Below are 14475 nucleotides of genomic sequence, written 5' to 3' on the forward strand. Positions count from 1 at the left end.
TTCGGCCGGTGTGGCGCAACAATGTCGGGTGGAAATTCATCAGATCAACGCATTTCTCGCGGTGGCTGAGGAGCTACATTTCGGCCGTGCGGCGCAGCGGCTTCGGATTGCGCAACCGCCGCTGAGTCGAACGATCAGGCAATTCGAGAAACAGCTCGGTTCGCCGTTGTTCGATCGGAGCACTCGAACTGTGCGGCTCACTGCTGCCGGTGAAGCGCTGCTGCTTCCGGCGCGCGAGATTCTGGACGCGTGCCGGATGGCCGAGATCGCGGTGTCTGCGGCAGGCAAGGGAACGACAGGTCGCGTTCGCCTGGGTTTCGCGGGGACTTCTTCGCATCTGCTCGTCGGGCGGTGGGCGAAATTGGTGAGAAAGACCAATCCCGGTATCGAATTCGTGCTCGACAGTTCTGCTTTCGCGAACGAGGCGTTGTTGATGCTGCTCGATCGACGACTCGACATCGGGATGGTGCGGTGGACCGTACCGCCGCTCGGGATCACGTCGAGATTGATCGCCGAGGAGAACTTTCTGGTGGCCATGTCCAAAGACCACCCGTTGGCGTCGAGGGACTCGGTTCGGTTGATCGAATTGGAGTCCGAGAATTGGGTGACGCTTCCGGCGGAGCCAGGTTCGATTCTGCGGGAGTCTCTGCTCACTGCCTCGAAGAACGCAGGGTTCCTGGCTCGCATCGTGCAGACGGCACCGGATTCGATGTCGTTGATCGCGCTGGTGTCCGCGGAAATCGGATGCTCGTTGACCATTTCCTCGGTGGCCCAGAGCATCGTGAATCCTGATGTTGTCTTTGTTCCGGTCATGGACCCACCTCCTCCTCTTCAACTGCGTATCGCCTGGCGAGAGGGAGACGACAGACCTGCTCTTCTCGAAGTGTTGAAATTGTCCGAGCAGGCGCTGCCGTCCCTGGCCTAGACGGTTGCCCGACCGGTAGGAATCTCACCCGCTTCGGACTTCGGCGAGTTCGCAATATCGACAAGAGTGTTTTCGAGTTCGAGTTCGTCGTAGTCCGCTTGTTCGGCCGTCGAGAGTTCGCCCGCGTTGTAGCCGGTACGTCGGAGCAGGAGCAGGGTGCAGATCAGCGAGACAAGGGCGTACAGCCCGGATACGATCGCGACCCCGACGATATTGCCTGACGTGTTGAGCATCCACTGCGCCAGTACGGGAGTTCCGCCGCCGACGACAAGGGAACACAATTGGTACGCCGTCGACAGACCGGTGTAACGGATGTTGGCGGGGAAGGCCCGAGCGAGAACGCCGGCGATGGCGCCGTAGAACATCGAGTGCGGGATCGTGGCCAGACACATCGCGACGACTGCGATGGTGAAGTTCCCGGTTCGGATCGCGAAGAACATGGCGGGCATGAGGACGAACTCCGGTATCACCATCAGGCACATGGCTTTTCGCATGTCGATCTTGGAGACCAGGACGGCACCGAAAGGTTGGACGATGAACTGCACGACGAGCGCGATCGCGATGGCGGCCAGGAAGGTTCCTCGATCGTATCCGAGTTCTTTTGTAGCCCAGGACAATGCGAAGGTGTTCTTGAAATAGGTGACCTGGGCGAGGGGGAGTGCGCCGGCGCCGAGGAGAACCAGTACCCAGTGCTTGCGCAAGACTTCGGCGAGCGGAAGCTTGACGACCTTCTTGCGTGCGAGAACGGCCTTCATCTCGTCCGACTCTTCGAGTTTGAGGCGAATGATCATCCCGAGAATGACCAGCACCGCCGAGATGATGAACGGGATGCGCCATCCGTACAGGAGGAACGACGGCGTCGGCATCGAGGACAGAAGGAAGAACGCGATGGTGGCCAACAGATTTCCGGCGGGTGAGCCCTGTTGGGCGAACGCGGAGTAGAGGATGCTCTTGCCCTTCGGTGCATTCTCGCTGGCAATGAGCACTGCGCCGCCCCACTCGCCACCGACCGCGACTCCTTGGATGACGCGAAGGGTGACCAGACCGATCGGCGCCCAGATCCCGACCTGTGCGTAGGTGGGGAGGAGTCCGATGCCTACCGTGGCGACACCCATCATCATCAAGGTGATGACGAGAGTGTTCTTGCGTCCGATCCGGTCGCCGAGGTGACCGAAGATGATCCCGCCGATCGGCCTGGCGAGGAAGCCTGCCCAGAGTGTGATGAAGGCGAGGAGAGTTCCGACTCCGTTCGGGAGAGTGTCGGAGAAGAAGATGTCGCCGAATACCAGGGCAGCGGCAGTGCCGTAGATGTAGAAGTCGTACCACTCGATAGTGGTTCCGATGAACGAAGCGATACCGGCTCTTCGCGCCTTGGCGTTGATCTCCTCGGAACTGCGAGTGGGTGAACTCATGCGTGGCGACCTTTCTCTGCAACATTCGTGGCGCCGAAACGTGGCGTGCCTGAATGAGATTCGCAGAGTGGTGTAGGTCACGTCCAATACCAACTTGGTCGCCTATTGATACCTCAGGAGTATCAATAGGCGACCATGATCAGCTCTTCCGGTATGGAAGGATCGGGGTGATTACTCGGACCAGTTGTACGTCCGCTCGACGGCCTTGTTCCACTCCGCGTACAGCCGTGACCTTTCGGACTCGTCCATCGCCGGTTCCCAGGTTTGGCCGACGGCCCAGTTGTTGCGGATGTCTTCGGTGTCGGCCCAATAACCGATGGCGAGGCCCGCTGCGTATGCAGCACCGAGAGCTGTCGTTTCGTTGACCACCGGGCGGATGACGGGAACTCCGAGGATGTCCGACTGGAACTGCATCAGGGTTTCGTTGACCACCATGCCGCCGTCGACCTTCAGTGCGGACAGTTCGACTCCCGAATCCGCTCGCATGGCGTCGATGACCTCGCGGGTCTGGTATGCCGTCGCCTCGAGCGCTGCGCGGGCCAGGTGTCCCTTGTTGACGAACCGCGTCAGACCGACGATGACACCCCGGGCATCCGGTCGCCACCGAGGTGCGAACAGCCCGGAGAACGCGGGCACGAAGTAGGCGCCGCCGTTGTCGTCGACACTTGCGGCGAGCGGCTCGATGTCCTTGGCGTTCTGAATGATTCCGAGATTGTCTCGAAGCCACTGGACCAAGGAACCCGTCACGGCGACGGAACCTTCGAGTGCGTACACGGCTGGGGCTTCGCCGAGTTTGTAGCAGACGGTCGTCAGTAGTCCGTGCTTGCTGTGCACCGGCTTCGTGCCCGTATTGAGAAGCATGAAATTGCCGGTGCCGTAGGTGTTCTTGGCTTCACCCTCGGAGAGGCAGGCCTGGCCGAATGTGGCTGCCTGCTGGTCACCGAGGATTCCGGCGACCGGCACACCGGCGAGATTGCCGCGTGGACGTCCTGTGCCGTAGACCTCTGAGGAACTACGGATTTCCGGGAGCATCGACATCGGGATTCCGAAGTCCGCACAGATCGATTCGTCCCACTGGAGGGTCTCGAGATCCATCAGCATCGTGCGTGACGCATTGGTGACATCTGTCACGTGGACGCCCTCGGTCAGGTTCCACACGATCCACGTGTCGACAGTGCCGAAGCACAATTCGCCGGCCTCCGCTTTTGCTTTCGCACCGTCGACGTTGTCGAGAATCCAGCGGATCTTCGGCCCGGCGAAGTAGGTCGAGAGTGGTAGTCCGGTCTTGTCTCGATACTTGTCCGGACCCTCGTCGCCGCCCAGTTCGACACACAGTTGATCCGTGCGCGTGTCCTGCCACACGATCGCGTTGTAGATCGGCTCACCCGTCGAACGCTCCCAAACGACGGTCGTCTCACGCTGATTCGTGATTCCGACGGCAGCGATGTCGGCCCGCGTGAGATCGACCTTCGCGAGAGCGCCGGCCACCACCTCCCGAGTGTTGATCCACAGCGCCGCCGGATCGTGCTCGACCCAACCTGCTCGCGGGAAAATCTGCTCGTGTTCTTTCTGCGCAACGCTCACCACGGCGCCGTCGTGATCGAAGATCATGCAGCGGCTCGACGTCGTGCCTTGGTCGATGGCGGCGATGTATTGATTCACTGTGCTCCTAGGTTCGGGCGTGTTCGCAGTAATCCGTGCGCTGTCGCAGTATGTGGATCAAGCTACTAGCCTGTAAACGGATTCGTCGTCGACTTACAGGAGACCGGGTTGAGTAAGCAGCAAGGTGCGCAGTTTCTCGGCCCGCAGCAGCGCGAAGCTGCTTGGGAACAACTTCAGACCGAGCAATTCGACGTCGTCGTGGTGGGCGGTGGTGTCGTCGGTGTCGGAGCGGCCCTCGATGCGGCCACCCGCGGGCTGAAGGTTGCGTTGGTCGAGGCCCGTGACTACGCATCCGGTACGTCCAGTCGCTCGTCGAAGATGTTCCACGGCGGTCTCCGCTATCTCGAGCAACTCGAATTCGGCCTCGTTCGTGAAGCATTGCGTGAGCGCGAGCTCTCGCTGACCACGCTCGCTCCGCACCTGGTCAAGCCGCTGAAGTTCCTGTTCCCTCTGGCTCACCGCGTGTGGGAGCGCCCGTACATGGCCGCGGGAATCTTCCTCTACGACCGAATGGGCGGCGCCAAGTCGGTCCCCTCCCAGAAGCACTTGACGCGGGCGGGCGCACTGCGCATGTCGCCGAGCCTCAAGCGCAGTTCACTGACCGGTGGCATCCAGTACTACGACACCGTCGTCGACGACGCTCGGCACACCATGACCGTTGCACGGACCGCCGCCCACTACGGCGCGGTCGTCCGAACGTCGACGCAGGTCGTGGGATTTCTGCGTGAAGCGGACCGGGTCTCGGGAGTTCGTGTTCGCGACTGCGAAGACGGCCGTACCGCGGAGGTCAAGGGTCACGTCGTCATCAATGCAACCGGTGTCTGGACGGACGAAATCCAGGCCCTCTCACGTCAGCGCGGACGGTTCCGGGTGCGAGCGTCGAAGGGCGTACACATCGTCGTCCCGCGCGATCGCATCGTCAGTGAAGCCGCCATCATCCTGCGTACCGAGAAATCGGTGCTGTTCGTCATTCCGTGGGGCAGTCACTGGATCATCGGCACCACGGACACCGACTGGAACTTGGATCTCGCTCACCCAGCGGCAACCAAAGCAGATATCGACTACATCCTCGGCCACGTGAACTCCGTTCTGGTCACGCCGCTGACGCACGCCGACATCGACGGTGTCTACGCAGGCCTGCGTCCGCTGCTTGCCGGTGAGAGCGACGAGACGTCGAAGCTCTCGCGCGAGCACGCCGTTGCCCGTGTGGCTCCAGGCCTGGTCGCCATCGCCGGTGGAAAGTACACGACGTATCGGGTCATGGCGGAAGACGCCGTCGACGTCGCAGCAGAAGACATTCCGGCGCGAGTGGCATCGTCGATCACGGAGAAGGTGCCGCTCGTCGGCGCCGACGGATACTTCGCGTTGATCAATCAGACTGTGCAACTGGGCGAGCAGTACGGCTTGCATCCGTATCGCGTCAAGCACTTGCTCGACCGCTACGGTTCACTCATCACGGAGGTCCTCGAACTCGGCCGACAGACGCCGGAGTTGTTGCAGCCCATCACAGATGCCCCCGATTACCTTCAGGTCGAGGCTGTGTACGCCGCCGCGGCCGAGGGTGCATTGCACCTCGACGACATCCTGGCTCGCCGCATGCGCATCGCAATCGAGTACCCGCATCGTGGTGTCAACTGTGCGCAACAGGTTGCCGGATTGGTTGCCCCGATTCTCGGTTGGGATGCCGCCACCGTCGAGCGCGAGGTCGACACGTACCGAGCGCGCGTCGAAGCGGAGATCGAGTCGCAGACCCAGCCGGACGACGAGTCGGCCGACGCCTTGCGCGCCGCAGCGCCGGAGTCTCGGGCCGAGATCCTCGAACCCGTCGTCGTGGTGCCGGATCGGGTCTGAGTCGCCCGTCGTTTGTTCTCGGTCTGTCGCGGGTAGGCGGATGTCGAATCACCACCCGTGTCAGCACAGACCGGTCGAGCGTCGCCCAGGAGGATCCCAATGTTCGGTAGTCGGTCGAGATCTGCTGAGGAACACATAGCCACTGCTTATCTGGTCACTCACCTGTGCGGAGCGATGGTAGGGCTGCAACTCTCGCGGTCACTCTCGGACTCGTACGGCGCTTGGGCCGACGGTGAGCTGGACTCGTTGCCGGGTGAGCTCGAGTACGAGATCGAGCAGCTGCTGCAACTGATCGAGGACACCCAGGGCATATCTCTGCCGCGGTACTCCAAGATCGACGCGACGGTCAATCGGATCAGGCGCCTCGTCCATGTCGACGCCATCTGGCGCAACCGTCTCGTGAAGCTGGCAACTCTCGAGATCATGCGGACCGCTCTGTGCGGCAAGAGTGCGATGTGGGAGGTCCTGAGAGACATTCCGGCCGGGGAGACGGAGGAGCAGTACCGCGAGCTCAACGACCTGGTGTCCAAGCAGATCACCACCGTCACGGCTCTGCATCACCGCGCGGCCACGGAAGCTTTTCAGGGGACGGACGGGCGGGAATCGGCGAGCGGCGGCGACCCCATCCGCTCGAGTAAGTAAGGTTTGTACCGTTCGGTGAAGAATTCGATGAACGGTAGACCCCGAGGTGTATGGAGATGGCTGAGCGCGACCAAGCACTGACAGAACCCACGGCAGTGTTCGCGGCGTTGGCGGAGATCCTCTACTCCGCCGCAGACAGCGCCGAGGTGTACTCCGCGATCTGTTCGGCGGCTGTCGAGTTGATTCCCGGTTGCGATCACGCAAGCCTGATGCTGCGACGGGGAAACACCAACGTCACGGTAGCGGCAAGCGACGAGATCGCCGAGCATGCAGACGATCTCGAACGTGCGACTGGCGAGGGGCCGTGCATCGACGCCCTCGACACGGAGGCGCCGCAGCTCGAGTCAGATCTTCGCACTCCGAATCAGTGGCCCGAGTTCGCTCGGAAAGTAGTGGCAGAGACACCCATTCGTGGCTCGATGGGGTTCCGACTGATGGTCGATCGTCAGAAGTTCGGTGCCCTCAACCTCTTCTCCGACACTCCGGGAGCATTCACGGAAACTGTTGCCGACCACGCGATCATGTTGGCATCGTTTGCATCTGTGGCCGTCACCGCGCTGAACCGAGGAGAGGATGCCGACTCGCTGCGGCGAGGTCTGGCGAGCAGTCGCGAAATCGGTCAGGCCGTCGGTCTGCTGATGGCATTGCATCGGGTGTCCGACGACGAGGCCTTCGACATTCTGGTGCGAACCTCGCAGAACATGAATGTCAAGATCGCCGAGTTGGCGCGCAAGGTCATCGTCCAGCATCGTTCGACTCTGGACTGAGCGCTTCGTTCGCCCCGGGAGAGCCGAGGAGTTGAGATCGCTTGCGATCCACCGTCTCTCGAAGTGCCGTCACCACCGCTGCGACTTCCGGTCGGCGCAAGGATTCAGAACGAGCCACCAACCAGTACGAAAGTCTGACTTCGATGTGAGTCGGCAGCACGCGAATCAGATCGTCGTGCTGCTCGGCCATGAAGCAGGGGAGCAGGCCGATGCCGGCACCCGCGCGCGTTGCCTCGATGTGGACGAACACGTTGGTGGACGTGACGGCCTCGCGCATGGAAACCGTGAGCTTGCGGGCCAGATCGAGTTCGTCGACCTGCAGCATCGAGTCGATGAAATACACGAGCGAGTGTTCGGCCAGCTCTTCGGCACTTTCGGGCACTGCATTCTGACGTAGATACTCTCGGGAGGCGTACAAACCCAGCGCGTAGTCGGCCAGATGGACGGCCTCGGCGCGGTGAACTTGAGGTTTGCCGACAACAACCTCGATGTCGAGCCCCGAGCGTATCTGCGACGCCTTTCTGGTCGCGACGACTATCTCCACGCTCACGCGAGGATGGCGTCTGCGAACCGCTGCGCCGGCGGGGGCCGCGATGTATGCGCTGAAGCCGTCGGTGGCCGAGACCCGCACGACGCCGTCGAGTTGCTGCTGACCGGTGGAGTCGAGTGCCAGTTCGTTCACCGCGGCCTCGATGCGCTCGGCCGCGCTGAGGGCTTGTCTGCCCAGGTCGGTCAACTCCCAGCCGCCGGACGAGCGGACCAGTACACGGCCGCCGAGGCTCTTCTCGAGCGAGGCGATGCGGCGCGAAATGGTGGTGTGGTTGAGGCCCAGGTCGTCGGCGGCGGTGTTGAAGCGGCCGGTGCGACCGACCGCGAGAAGCACCAGTAGGTCGTCCGGGCTCAGTCCGAGTGTCATATCTGCATTTTTGCACCTGTATGGTGCGAGATTTGTCATTGTCGTGCCAAGAATCTGCACCGATACTCATCGAGTCACAAAAAATGTGCGAGCGGTCACATTCCTGATCGTGAAGAGCAGGCGAATCGCGAACTGAAGACGAGGGAGTCCACGATGAGTGTCGACAACATGCCGAAACCCGAGAGCCAAGCCCCACCATCGGGGCTGAAGAAGGTGGTCGGCGCCTCGATGGCGGGCACCGTGGTCGAGTGGTACGAGTTCTTTCTGTACGGCACGGCGGCCACTCTGGTCTTCAGCAAAGTCTTCTTTCCTGGCGGCGGCAACGAGCTGGATGCGATCATCGCGGCTTTCATCACCTACGCCGTCGGATTCGCCGCCCGGCCACTCGGCGGAATCGTCTTCGGATATTTCGGAGACAAGTTCGGCCGGAAGCAGTTGTTGCAGTTCAGTTTGCTGCTGGTCGGCGCCGCAACGTTCTTGATGGGCTGCCTACCGACCTACGGTCAGATCGGCTACTGGGCGCCGGCACTGCTGGTCACGCTGCGCTTCATCCAAGGATTTGCTGTCGGCGGCGAATGGGGAGGGGCGGTACTCCTTGTCGCCGAGCACAGCCCGAATCGATCTCGCGGGTTCTGGTCGTCCTGGCCTCAGGCCGGCGTACCGATGGGCAACCTGGTGGCCACTGTCGTGCTGTTGATCCTGACGTCGACGCTCTCGGACGAATCCTTCATGAGTTGGGGCTGGCGCGTTGCCTTCTGGCTCTCCGCGGTGATCGTTCTGGTCGGGTACTACGTTCGGACCAAGGTCACCGACGCTCCCATTTTCATTGCGGCGCAGAAGGAAGCAGAACTGGTCAAGGCAACCTCGTACAGCGTTTTCGAGGTGGTCAAGCGTTACCCGCGCGGAGTGTTGACCGCGATGGGCCTGCGTTTCGCCGAAAACGTCATGTACTACCTCGTGGTGACCTTCTCGATCACCTACCTCAAGGTCGTCGTTCATGCGGACACGGCGCACATCCTCTGGTGGATGCTGATGGCACATGCCGTGCACTTCGCAGTGATTCCGTTGGTGGGCAAACTGTCCGACACGATCGGTCGACGCCCGGTGTACATGATCGGCGCCGTCACCGCCGGAACATGGGGATTCTTCGCCTTTCCGATGATGAACAGCGGGCACAATGCAGTCATCTTGTCGGCAATCATCATCGGGCTTGTGTTCCACGCGTTCATGTACGCCGGCCAACCCGCGATCATGGCCGAGATGTTCCCGACCCGGATGCGCTATTCCGGTGTCTCCCTGGGATATCAGGTCACGTCGATCGTGGCAGGTTCACTGGCTCCGATCATCGCGACCGGACTGCTGAGCAAGTTCGACTCCTCGGTCCCCATCGCGATCTATCTCCTGTTGGCATCCCTGGTCACCATCGTCGCAGTCGTTTTCGCGCGGGAGACCAAGGGAATCTCGCTCGAGTCCGTCGATGCCGCCGACGCACGAGTGCTCGCCGACGAGCGGGCCGGTGTTTCCGCATGACGCTCTCCGGCAAAACGGCACTGGTCACCGGTGGTGCCAGCGGTATCGGCGAGGCGTGTGCTCGACTCCTTGCCGCCCGCGGCGCCCACGTCACCGTCGCTGATCTCGACGACGTCGCCGCGAAGGCGCTGGCCGACGAGATCGACGGCACTGCGTGGGCCGTCGATCTCCTCGACACCGACCAACTCGTGGATCTGGCACTCGAGACGGACATACTTGTCAACAACGCCGGCATTCAACGGGTCAGTCCCATCGAGGATTTCGACGTCGAGGACTTCCGGAAGATTCAACGCCTCATGGTCGAAGCGCCGTTCCTCCTGGTCAGAGCGGCCCTGCCGTACATGTACCGCAAAGGATTCGGGCGCATCGTCAACATTTCCTCGGTCCACGGGCTCCGCGCTTCGGCATTCAAGAGTGCGTACGTCACGGCAAAGCACGGACTCGAAGGCCTGTCGAAAGTTGTTGCGCTCGAAGGTGCCCCACACGGTGTCACCAGTAACTGTGTCAATCCGGGCTACGTCCTGACACCACTCGTGCGATCCCAGATCTCCGACCAGGCAAAGGTTCACGGAATCAGTGAATCCGAGGTTGTCGAGAAGGTGATGCTCACCGAGAGCGCGATCAAACGGATGGTCGAGCCCGCAGAAGTGGCATCGCTGGTGGGGTGGCTGGCATCGACCGAGGCGTCGATGGTGACGGGGGCTTCGTACACCATCGACGGCGGGTGGAGCGCCAGCTAGATCACTGGGGCTGCTGTGTTGTTCAAGCTGCCGGGTTCAGGCTTCGGGAATCTCGATTCCGAACTTCTCGCGGGTGATGACCTCGGGTTCGGGACCGCCGCGAACTCCGGTGTCGAGTGCGTCGATTGCGGAGAGTTCTTCGGCGGTGAGTTCGAAGTCGAACACGTCGAAGTTCTCCGCGATCCGCGAGGGAGTCACCGACTTGGGGATCACCTGGCGGCCCTGCTGGAGGTGCCAGCGTAGCATCACCTGTGCAGGCGACTTGCCGTGAGCGGTCGCGATGGCGCCGATGGTGGCGTCCTCGAGGGTCGAGCCGTGGGAGCCGTCGCGGTAGAACGTGATTCCGCCGATCGGTGACCATGCCTGAGACAGAATCCCGTGATCGGCGTCGGCCTCGAGCAAAGTCGACTGCCTGAAGTACGGATGAACCTCGATCTGGTTGACCGCCGGCACCACGGACGTTGCGTCCAGGAGTCGGGTGAGGTGATCCGGCATGAAGTTACTGACTCCGATGGCGCGGACCTTGCCGTCGGCCAGAAGCGTTTCCAATGCCCTGTACGCGTCGATCGTGCGCTCGAACTCGCTCGGCAACGCCTGATGGAGGATCAGGAGGTCGAGTTGTTCGACACCGAGTTTGCCTGCGCTCTTGTCGAAGGCATGCAGAGTCTCGTCGTATCCGTAGTCGGTGATCCAGACCTTCGACTCGACGAAGATGTCCGCGCGATCGAGTCCGGATCGCCGGATCGCCTCACCGACGCCCTTCTCGTTGCCGTAGGCCGCGGCAGTGTCGATATGGCGATAACCCGTCGACAGCGCGGACTCGACGGCGGCGAGTGTTTCGTCCGGCGGCGTCTGGTACACGCCGAAGCCAAGCGCGGGGATGTCGACGCCGTTGTTCAGTTTCAGACTCGGGATGCTCATGTCGTCCACGGTAGCGGCGGCCGGGGGTTCGGCGGGAGTGACTGCTCAGCCGGGTAACGGCAGTACCCCTTCAGGCCTGGGGATTCGCGATCGGGGGACTCGTCAATGAGTGAGCACTATCTTCAAGCCGACTATGAGGGTGGCGACGGCAGCGAGGCCGAAGGCTGCCAGATGGGTGTTCGTACTGACTTTCTCGCCGTGCAGTCGGCTGATCACGTAACTGGTGGAACCGATCCGCAGGATCAAGACGATTTCCGCGATCAACTGCGCCGTCCGTGGTTCCAGGAAGTTGAACCACGCCGTCGCGAGAATGACGACAGGAACAACCGCAGAGGTGAGGATCGGGACGGAATCGCGAAGCGAGTCGATTCTCTCCGCGGTCGTCAGTCGGCGATCGTTGCGAATGCTCTCGCCGACTCCCTCGGCAAATGTGTGGGCGATGTATGTCGACAATGCCGTGCCGACCACAATCGCGGCGCCGAGCGATTCCTGAGATTTCGTCACCGGTATGAGTGCGGCGAGGACAAGAATGTTGCCGTAGATGTACGCGGTGGTCCTCGCCGCCACACGTTCTTGTCCCAGCGGCGCACCGTGAGACGTGATCGGACGGTTCAGCAGGGTTCGCAGGTCCCACTCCATGTTCAGAGCATGGCAGATCAGACCCTGGGGCTGTAGTGCATCGGGTTATCTCGCTGCTCGAGCGGGGGCAGGTTGCGCGCCGGTGTGTGGACCAGTGGTGCATCGGCGGGGATTCGGCCGTCAGCTCGATCCCATCCCGCGCGAGCACGTGGCTGATACCGGTATCGCCACGGCACCAGACGGAAGACGGCGTTGACGGTGCGGCCGACAGCGTTGTGAATTTTCTGATCGCGACTGGTCCACGAGTAGCCGAGTAGGTCTCGAACCGGTTGGTCGTACATTCCGACCGTCAGCCACACGAATCCGCGGGCGAGGGGGATTCGGGCGAGCCGCCACAACGGATCGGGTAGCCACGTCATGTACGGGGGCTTGCCGAGTCCCGACAGGTCGAGGACGTCGCGGGTCGCCTTGTTGTCTTCGAGTACGTTGCGGCACATGTGGTCCCAGTACTCCTGAAATGCTTCCCAGGTCTCGGGAACAGGGCGCATGCTCATCCCGTACAGGCGGTACCACTGAATGTGCTCGGTGAAGAGCTGACGTTTCTGGGCCTCGGTCAAGCCACCGGAGAAGTTCTCGGCAGTGACGATGGTGCCCATGAAGAACGTTGCGTGCGCCCAGTAGAAAGTATCGGGATCGAGTGCGTGATACCGACGCCCCAACTTGTCGACGCCCTTGATTCGTGTGTGATAGCCGCGGACTTCTTCGGCTGTCTGCTGCGCGCGATCGCCGTCGAAGACCACGCCTGCAATGGGATACAGCGAGCGGTACAGCCGTTCCCACCGCTCGTCGAAGAATTGTGAATGCTCCTCGACTCCGGCGCCGAGGCCGGGGTGCATGTTCTGCATCGAACCGGCCCAGACGCCTTGCAGCATCCCGCGCCAGTCGCCGAAATACTTCCACGTCAGGGAATCCGGACCGAGGGGAACCGGGGTGCTGCTGTCGTCAAGTTGACTACGCATGTTGTCAGATTAGGATCGACAACAGCGGTAGTCAAGGATCGAATACCGGGTGCATTGAAGATCAAGTGTCGGCGAAGTGGGGAAGTTGTGAGCATCGAAGAACGCAGGGCCACTCGAAAGGCGACGTTGTTCGACGTCGGAGTGACACTGCTCGGTGCGGTCGACGGTCCGGCCGTCAACGTGCGTGCGGTCTGCAAGGCTGCCGGTCTGACCGAGCGGTACTTCTACGAAAGCTTCACCGATCGCGATCAGTACGTTGTCGCGGTCCACACGTTTGTCGCCGAGCGCGCGCAGTCGGCGCTTGCGTCGGCAGTGGAGTCGGAGACGACATCCGAGGCCGTCGCCACCGCTGCGGTCGACGCTTTCGTCAAGCTGATGGTCGACGATCCGGCGATGGGGAGAGTGCTCCTGATCGCCCCGCTCTCGGAACCCGTTCTGAGCGGCCGCGGTATCGAATCGATGCCGGCGTTCGTCGACCTGGTGTACGACCAGTTGTCCGAGATCGCTGATCCCGTGGACAAGCAACTGGTGGCAGTCGGACTGGTCGGGGCGTTGTTCACACTGTTCATCGGTTATCTGGACGGCACGATCGTCGTGGACCGTGATCGATTTGTCCGCCACTGCGTCAGGCTGCTGATCAACGCTAACCAGGCGTGAAGGGCTGGCAGGCCGGGCAGAAGAAGATATTTCGCTCGGTGAGCTGATCCGGTCCGAGGGTGTCTTCTCTGATGCGAGTTCCGCAACGGCGGCATGGTTTTCCGCGTCTGCCGTACACCCATGTCTGCCTACCGGGGCGGGTGTCGCCGGTGGTGACCCGGATGCGACGTGACTTGTTGACGTTGATGGTGCGAAAAGACAGATCCACTATCGCGTCGAGATTCCCCGCGAGATGTGTCGGCGTTTTCGGGTGAATACCTCGTAGGAAGCAGATCTCGTTTCGGTACACGTTGCCCAGTCCGGCCATCACCCGCTGATCCAGGAGCGCGATTCCGATCGGTACGGAGTCGGCGGCCCGTAGATTTCGGGCGGCCACGGAACTGTCCCAATCGGTCCCGAGCAGATCCGGTCCGAGATGTCCGACGGCCTCCTGTTCCTGCCCGAGTTCGAGGATCTCGGTGATTCCCAGTGAAAAGCCAACTGCTACAGAGTCTTCGGTGGCCAAGATGATGCGCGCTTGATGGGCGGGTCGGCGCCAGCGCTCGCCGGGGCGATAAATCTGCCACTGACCTTCCATCTTCAGATGCGTGTGAATGGACGCATCGCCCACTCGGATCAGGAGATGTTTTCCGCGGCTGGCGACGGAATCCACGCGATGGCCCGACAGATCAACCGTGGCGTAACGAGGAACGCGGACGTCGCAGGTGGTGAGTACCTTCTCGGCCAGGGCAGCGCGCAGTTCATTGGCGGCCCGCCACACGGTATCGCCCTCAGGCATGGTCGCCGCACCCACACTTCAGGATCTCAACTTCCACGATCTCAATCATCATGACCTCAATCATCATGACCCCAAT

Annotated in this window: 14 protein-coding genes; 7 read left to right on the forward strand and 7 right to left on the reverse strand. The window is 61.7% G+C overall.

Annotation, left to right across the window (positions count from 1 at the left end; all coding sequences use genetic code 11):
- Positions 1–28 precede the first annotated feature (28 nt).
- Positions 29–925, forward strand: coding sequence for a LysR substrate-binding domain-containing protein (locus tag GN300_RS21175; protein WP_030535055.1), 897 nt, complete (start codon positions 29–31; stop codon positions 923–925).
- Here GN300_RS21175 and GN300_RS21180 read toward each other — a convergent pair.
- Both GN300_RS21180 and glpK read right to left on the reverse strand, forming a co-directional pair.
- Positions 922–2337: an MFS transporter gene (locus tag GN300_RS21180; RefSeq protein WP_042449618.1), complete on the reverse strand. Its 1416-nt coding sequence runs from the start codon at positions 2335–2337 to the stop codon at positions 922–924. The genes GN300_RS21175 and GN300_RS21180 overlap by 4 nt on opposite strands.
- Before the next feature lie 171 nt (positions 2338–2508).
- Positions 2509–3999: a glycerol kinase GlpK gene (glpK, locus tag GN300_RS21185; RefSeq protein ID WP_058039065.1), complete on the reverse strand. Its 1491-nt coding sequence runs from the start codon at positions 3997–3999 to the stop codon at positions 2509–2511.
- Positions 4000–4107: 108 nt separating this feature from the next.
- On the opposite strand from glpK, the gene GN300_RS21190 reads away from it, so the two are divergent.
- From GN300_RS21190 to GN300_RS21200, 3 genes are all read left to right on the forward strand, one after another.
- The gene (locus tag GN300_RS21190) at positions 4108–5850 is read left to right on the forward strand and encodes a glycerol-3-phosphate dehydrogenase/oxidase (RefSeq protein ID WP_003940825.1); all 1743 of its coding nucleotides are present in this window, start codon (positions 4108–4110) and stop codon (positions 5848–5850) included.
- Between the two features lie 99 nt (positions 5851–5949).
- Entirely contained in the window at positions 5950–6492 is a 543-nt protein-coding gene (locus tag GN300_RS21195; RefSeq protein ID WP_003940921.1) for a hypothetical protein, read from the forward strand.
- A 50-nt stretch (positions 6493–6542) separates the two neighbouring features.
- Positions 6543–7259, forward strand: a complete 717-nt coding sequence (locus tag GN300_RS21200) for a GAF and ANTAR domain-containing protein (protein WP_003940742.1) — start codon at positions 6543–6545, stop codon at positions 7257–7259.
- Here GN300_RS21200 and GN300_RS21205 read toward each other — a convergent pair.
- On the reverse strand, positions 7228–8175 hold the full coding sequence (locus GN300_RS21205) for a LysR family transcriptional regulator (protein WP_058039067.1): 948 nt from the start codon (positions 8173–8175) through the stop codon (positions 7228–7230). The genes GN300_RS21200 and GN300_RS21205 overlap by 32 nt on opposite strands.
- A gap of 153 nt (positions 8176–8328) precedes the next feature.
- On the opposite strand from GN300_RS21205, the gene GN300_RS21210 reads away from it, so the two are divergent.
- On the forward strand, positions 8329–9705 hold the full coding sequence (locus tag GN300_RS21210; protein ID WP_003940819.1) for an MFS transporter: 1377 nt from the start codon (positions 8329–8331) through the stop codon (positions 9703–9705).
- Positions 9702–10445 (forward strand): 3-hydroxybutyrate dehydrogenase, encoded by a 744-nt coding sequence (locus tag GN300_RS21215; RefSeq protein ID WP_054781858.1) that lies wholly within the window; start codon positions 9702–9704, stop codon positions 10443–10445. The genes GN300_RS21210 and GN300_RS21215 overlap by 4 nt, the downstream gene beginning before the upstream one ends.
- A 36-nt stretch (positions 10446–10481) precedes the next feature.
- Here the strand turns inward: GN300_RS21215 and GN300_RS21220 are convergent, their stop codons facing one another.
- From GN300_RS21220 to GN300_RS21230, 3 genes are all read right to left on the reverse strand, one after another.
- A complete protein-coding gene (locus GN300_RS21220) occupies positions 10482–11366 on the reverse strand; it encodes an aldo/keto reductase (RefSeq protein ID WP_058226546.1) in 885 nt (294 codons plus the stop codon).
- A 102-nt stretch (positions 11367–11468) separates the two neighbouring features.
- Positions 11469–12005 carry a hypothetical protein gene (locus GN300_RS21225; RefSeq protein WP_003940745.1) on the reverse strand — a complete coding sequence of 179 codons (537 nt, stop codon included), beginning with the start codon at positions 12003–12005 and terminating at the stop codon, positions 11469–11471.
- Between the two features lie 17 nt (positions 12006–12022).
- Positions 12023–12964, reverse strand: coding sequence for an oxygenase MpaB family protein (locus tag GN300_RS21230; protein WP_042449607.1), 942 nt, complete (start codon positions 12962–12964; stop codon positions 12023–12025).
- An 87-nt stretch (positions 12965–13051) separates the two neighbouring features.
- Between GN300_RS21230 and GN300_RS21235 the strand changes: the two genes are divergently transcribed.
- Positions 13052–13621 (forward strand): TetR/AcrR family transcriptional regulator, encoded by a 570-nt coding sequence (locus tag GN300_RS21235; RefSeq protein ID WP_007727263.1) that lies wholly within the window; start codon positions 13052–13054, stop codon positions 13619–13621.
- Here the strand turns inward: GN300_RS21235 and GN300_RS21240 are convergent.
- On the reverse strand, positions 13608–14399 hold the full coding sequence (locus tag GN300_RS21240) for a DNA-formamidopyrimidine glycosylase family protein (protein WP_058039070.1): 792 nt from the start codon (positions 14397–14399) through the stop codon (positions 13608–13610). The genes GN300_RS21235 and GN300_RS21240 overlap by 14 nt on opposite strands.
- Positions 14400–14475 lie beyond the last annotated feature (76 nt).

It is taken from the genome of Rhodococcus sp. Ni2 (genome assembly GCF_021352185.1).
GTDB classification, from domain to species: domain Bacteria; phylum Actinomycetota; class Actinomycetes; order Mycobacteriales; family Mycobacteriaceae; genus Rhodococcus_F; species Rhodococcus_F qingshengii.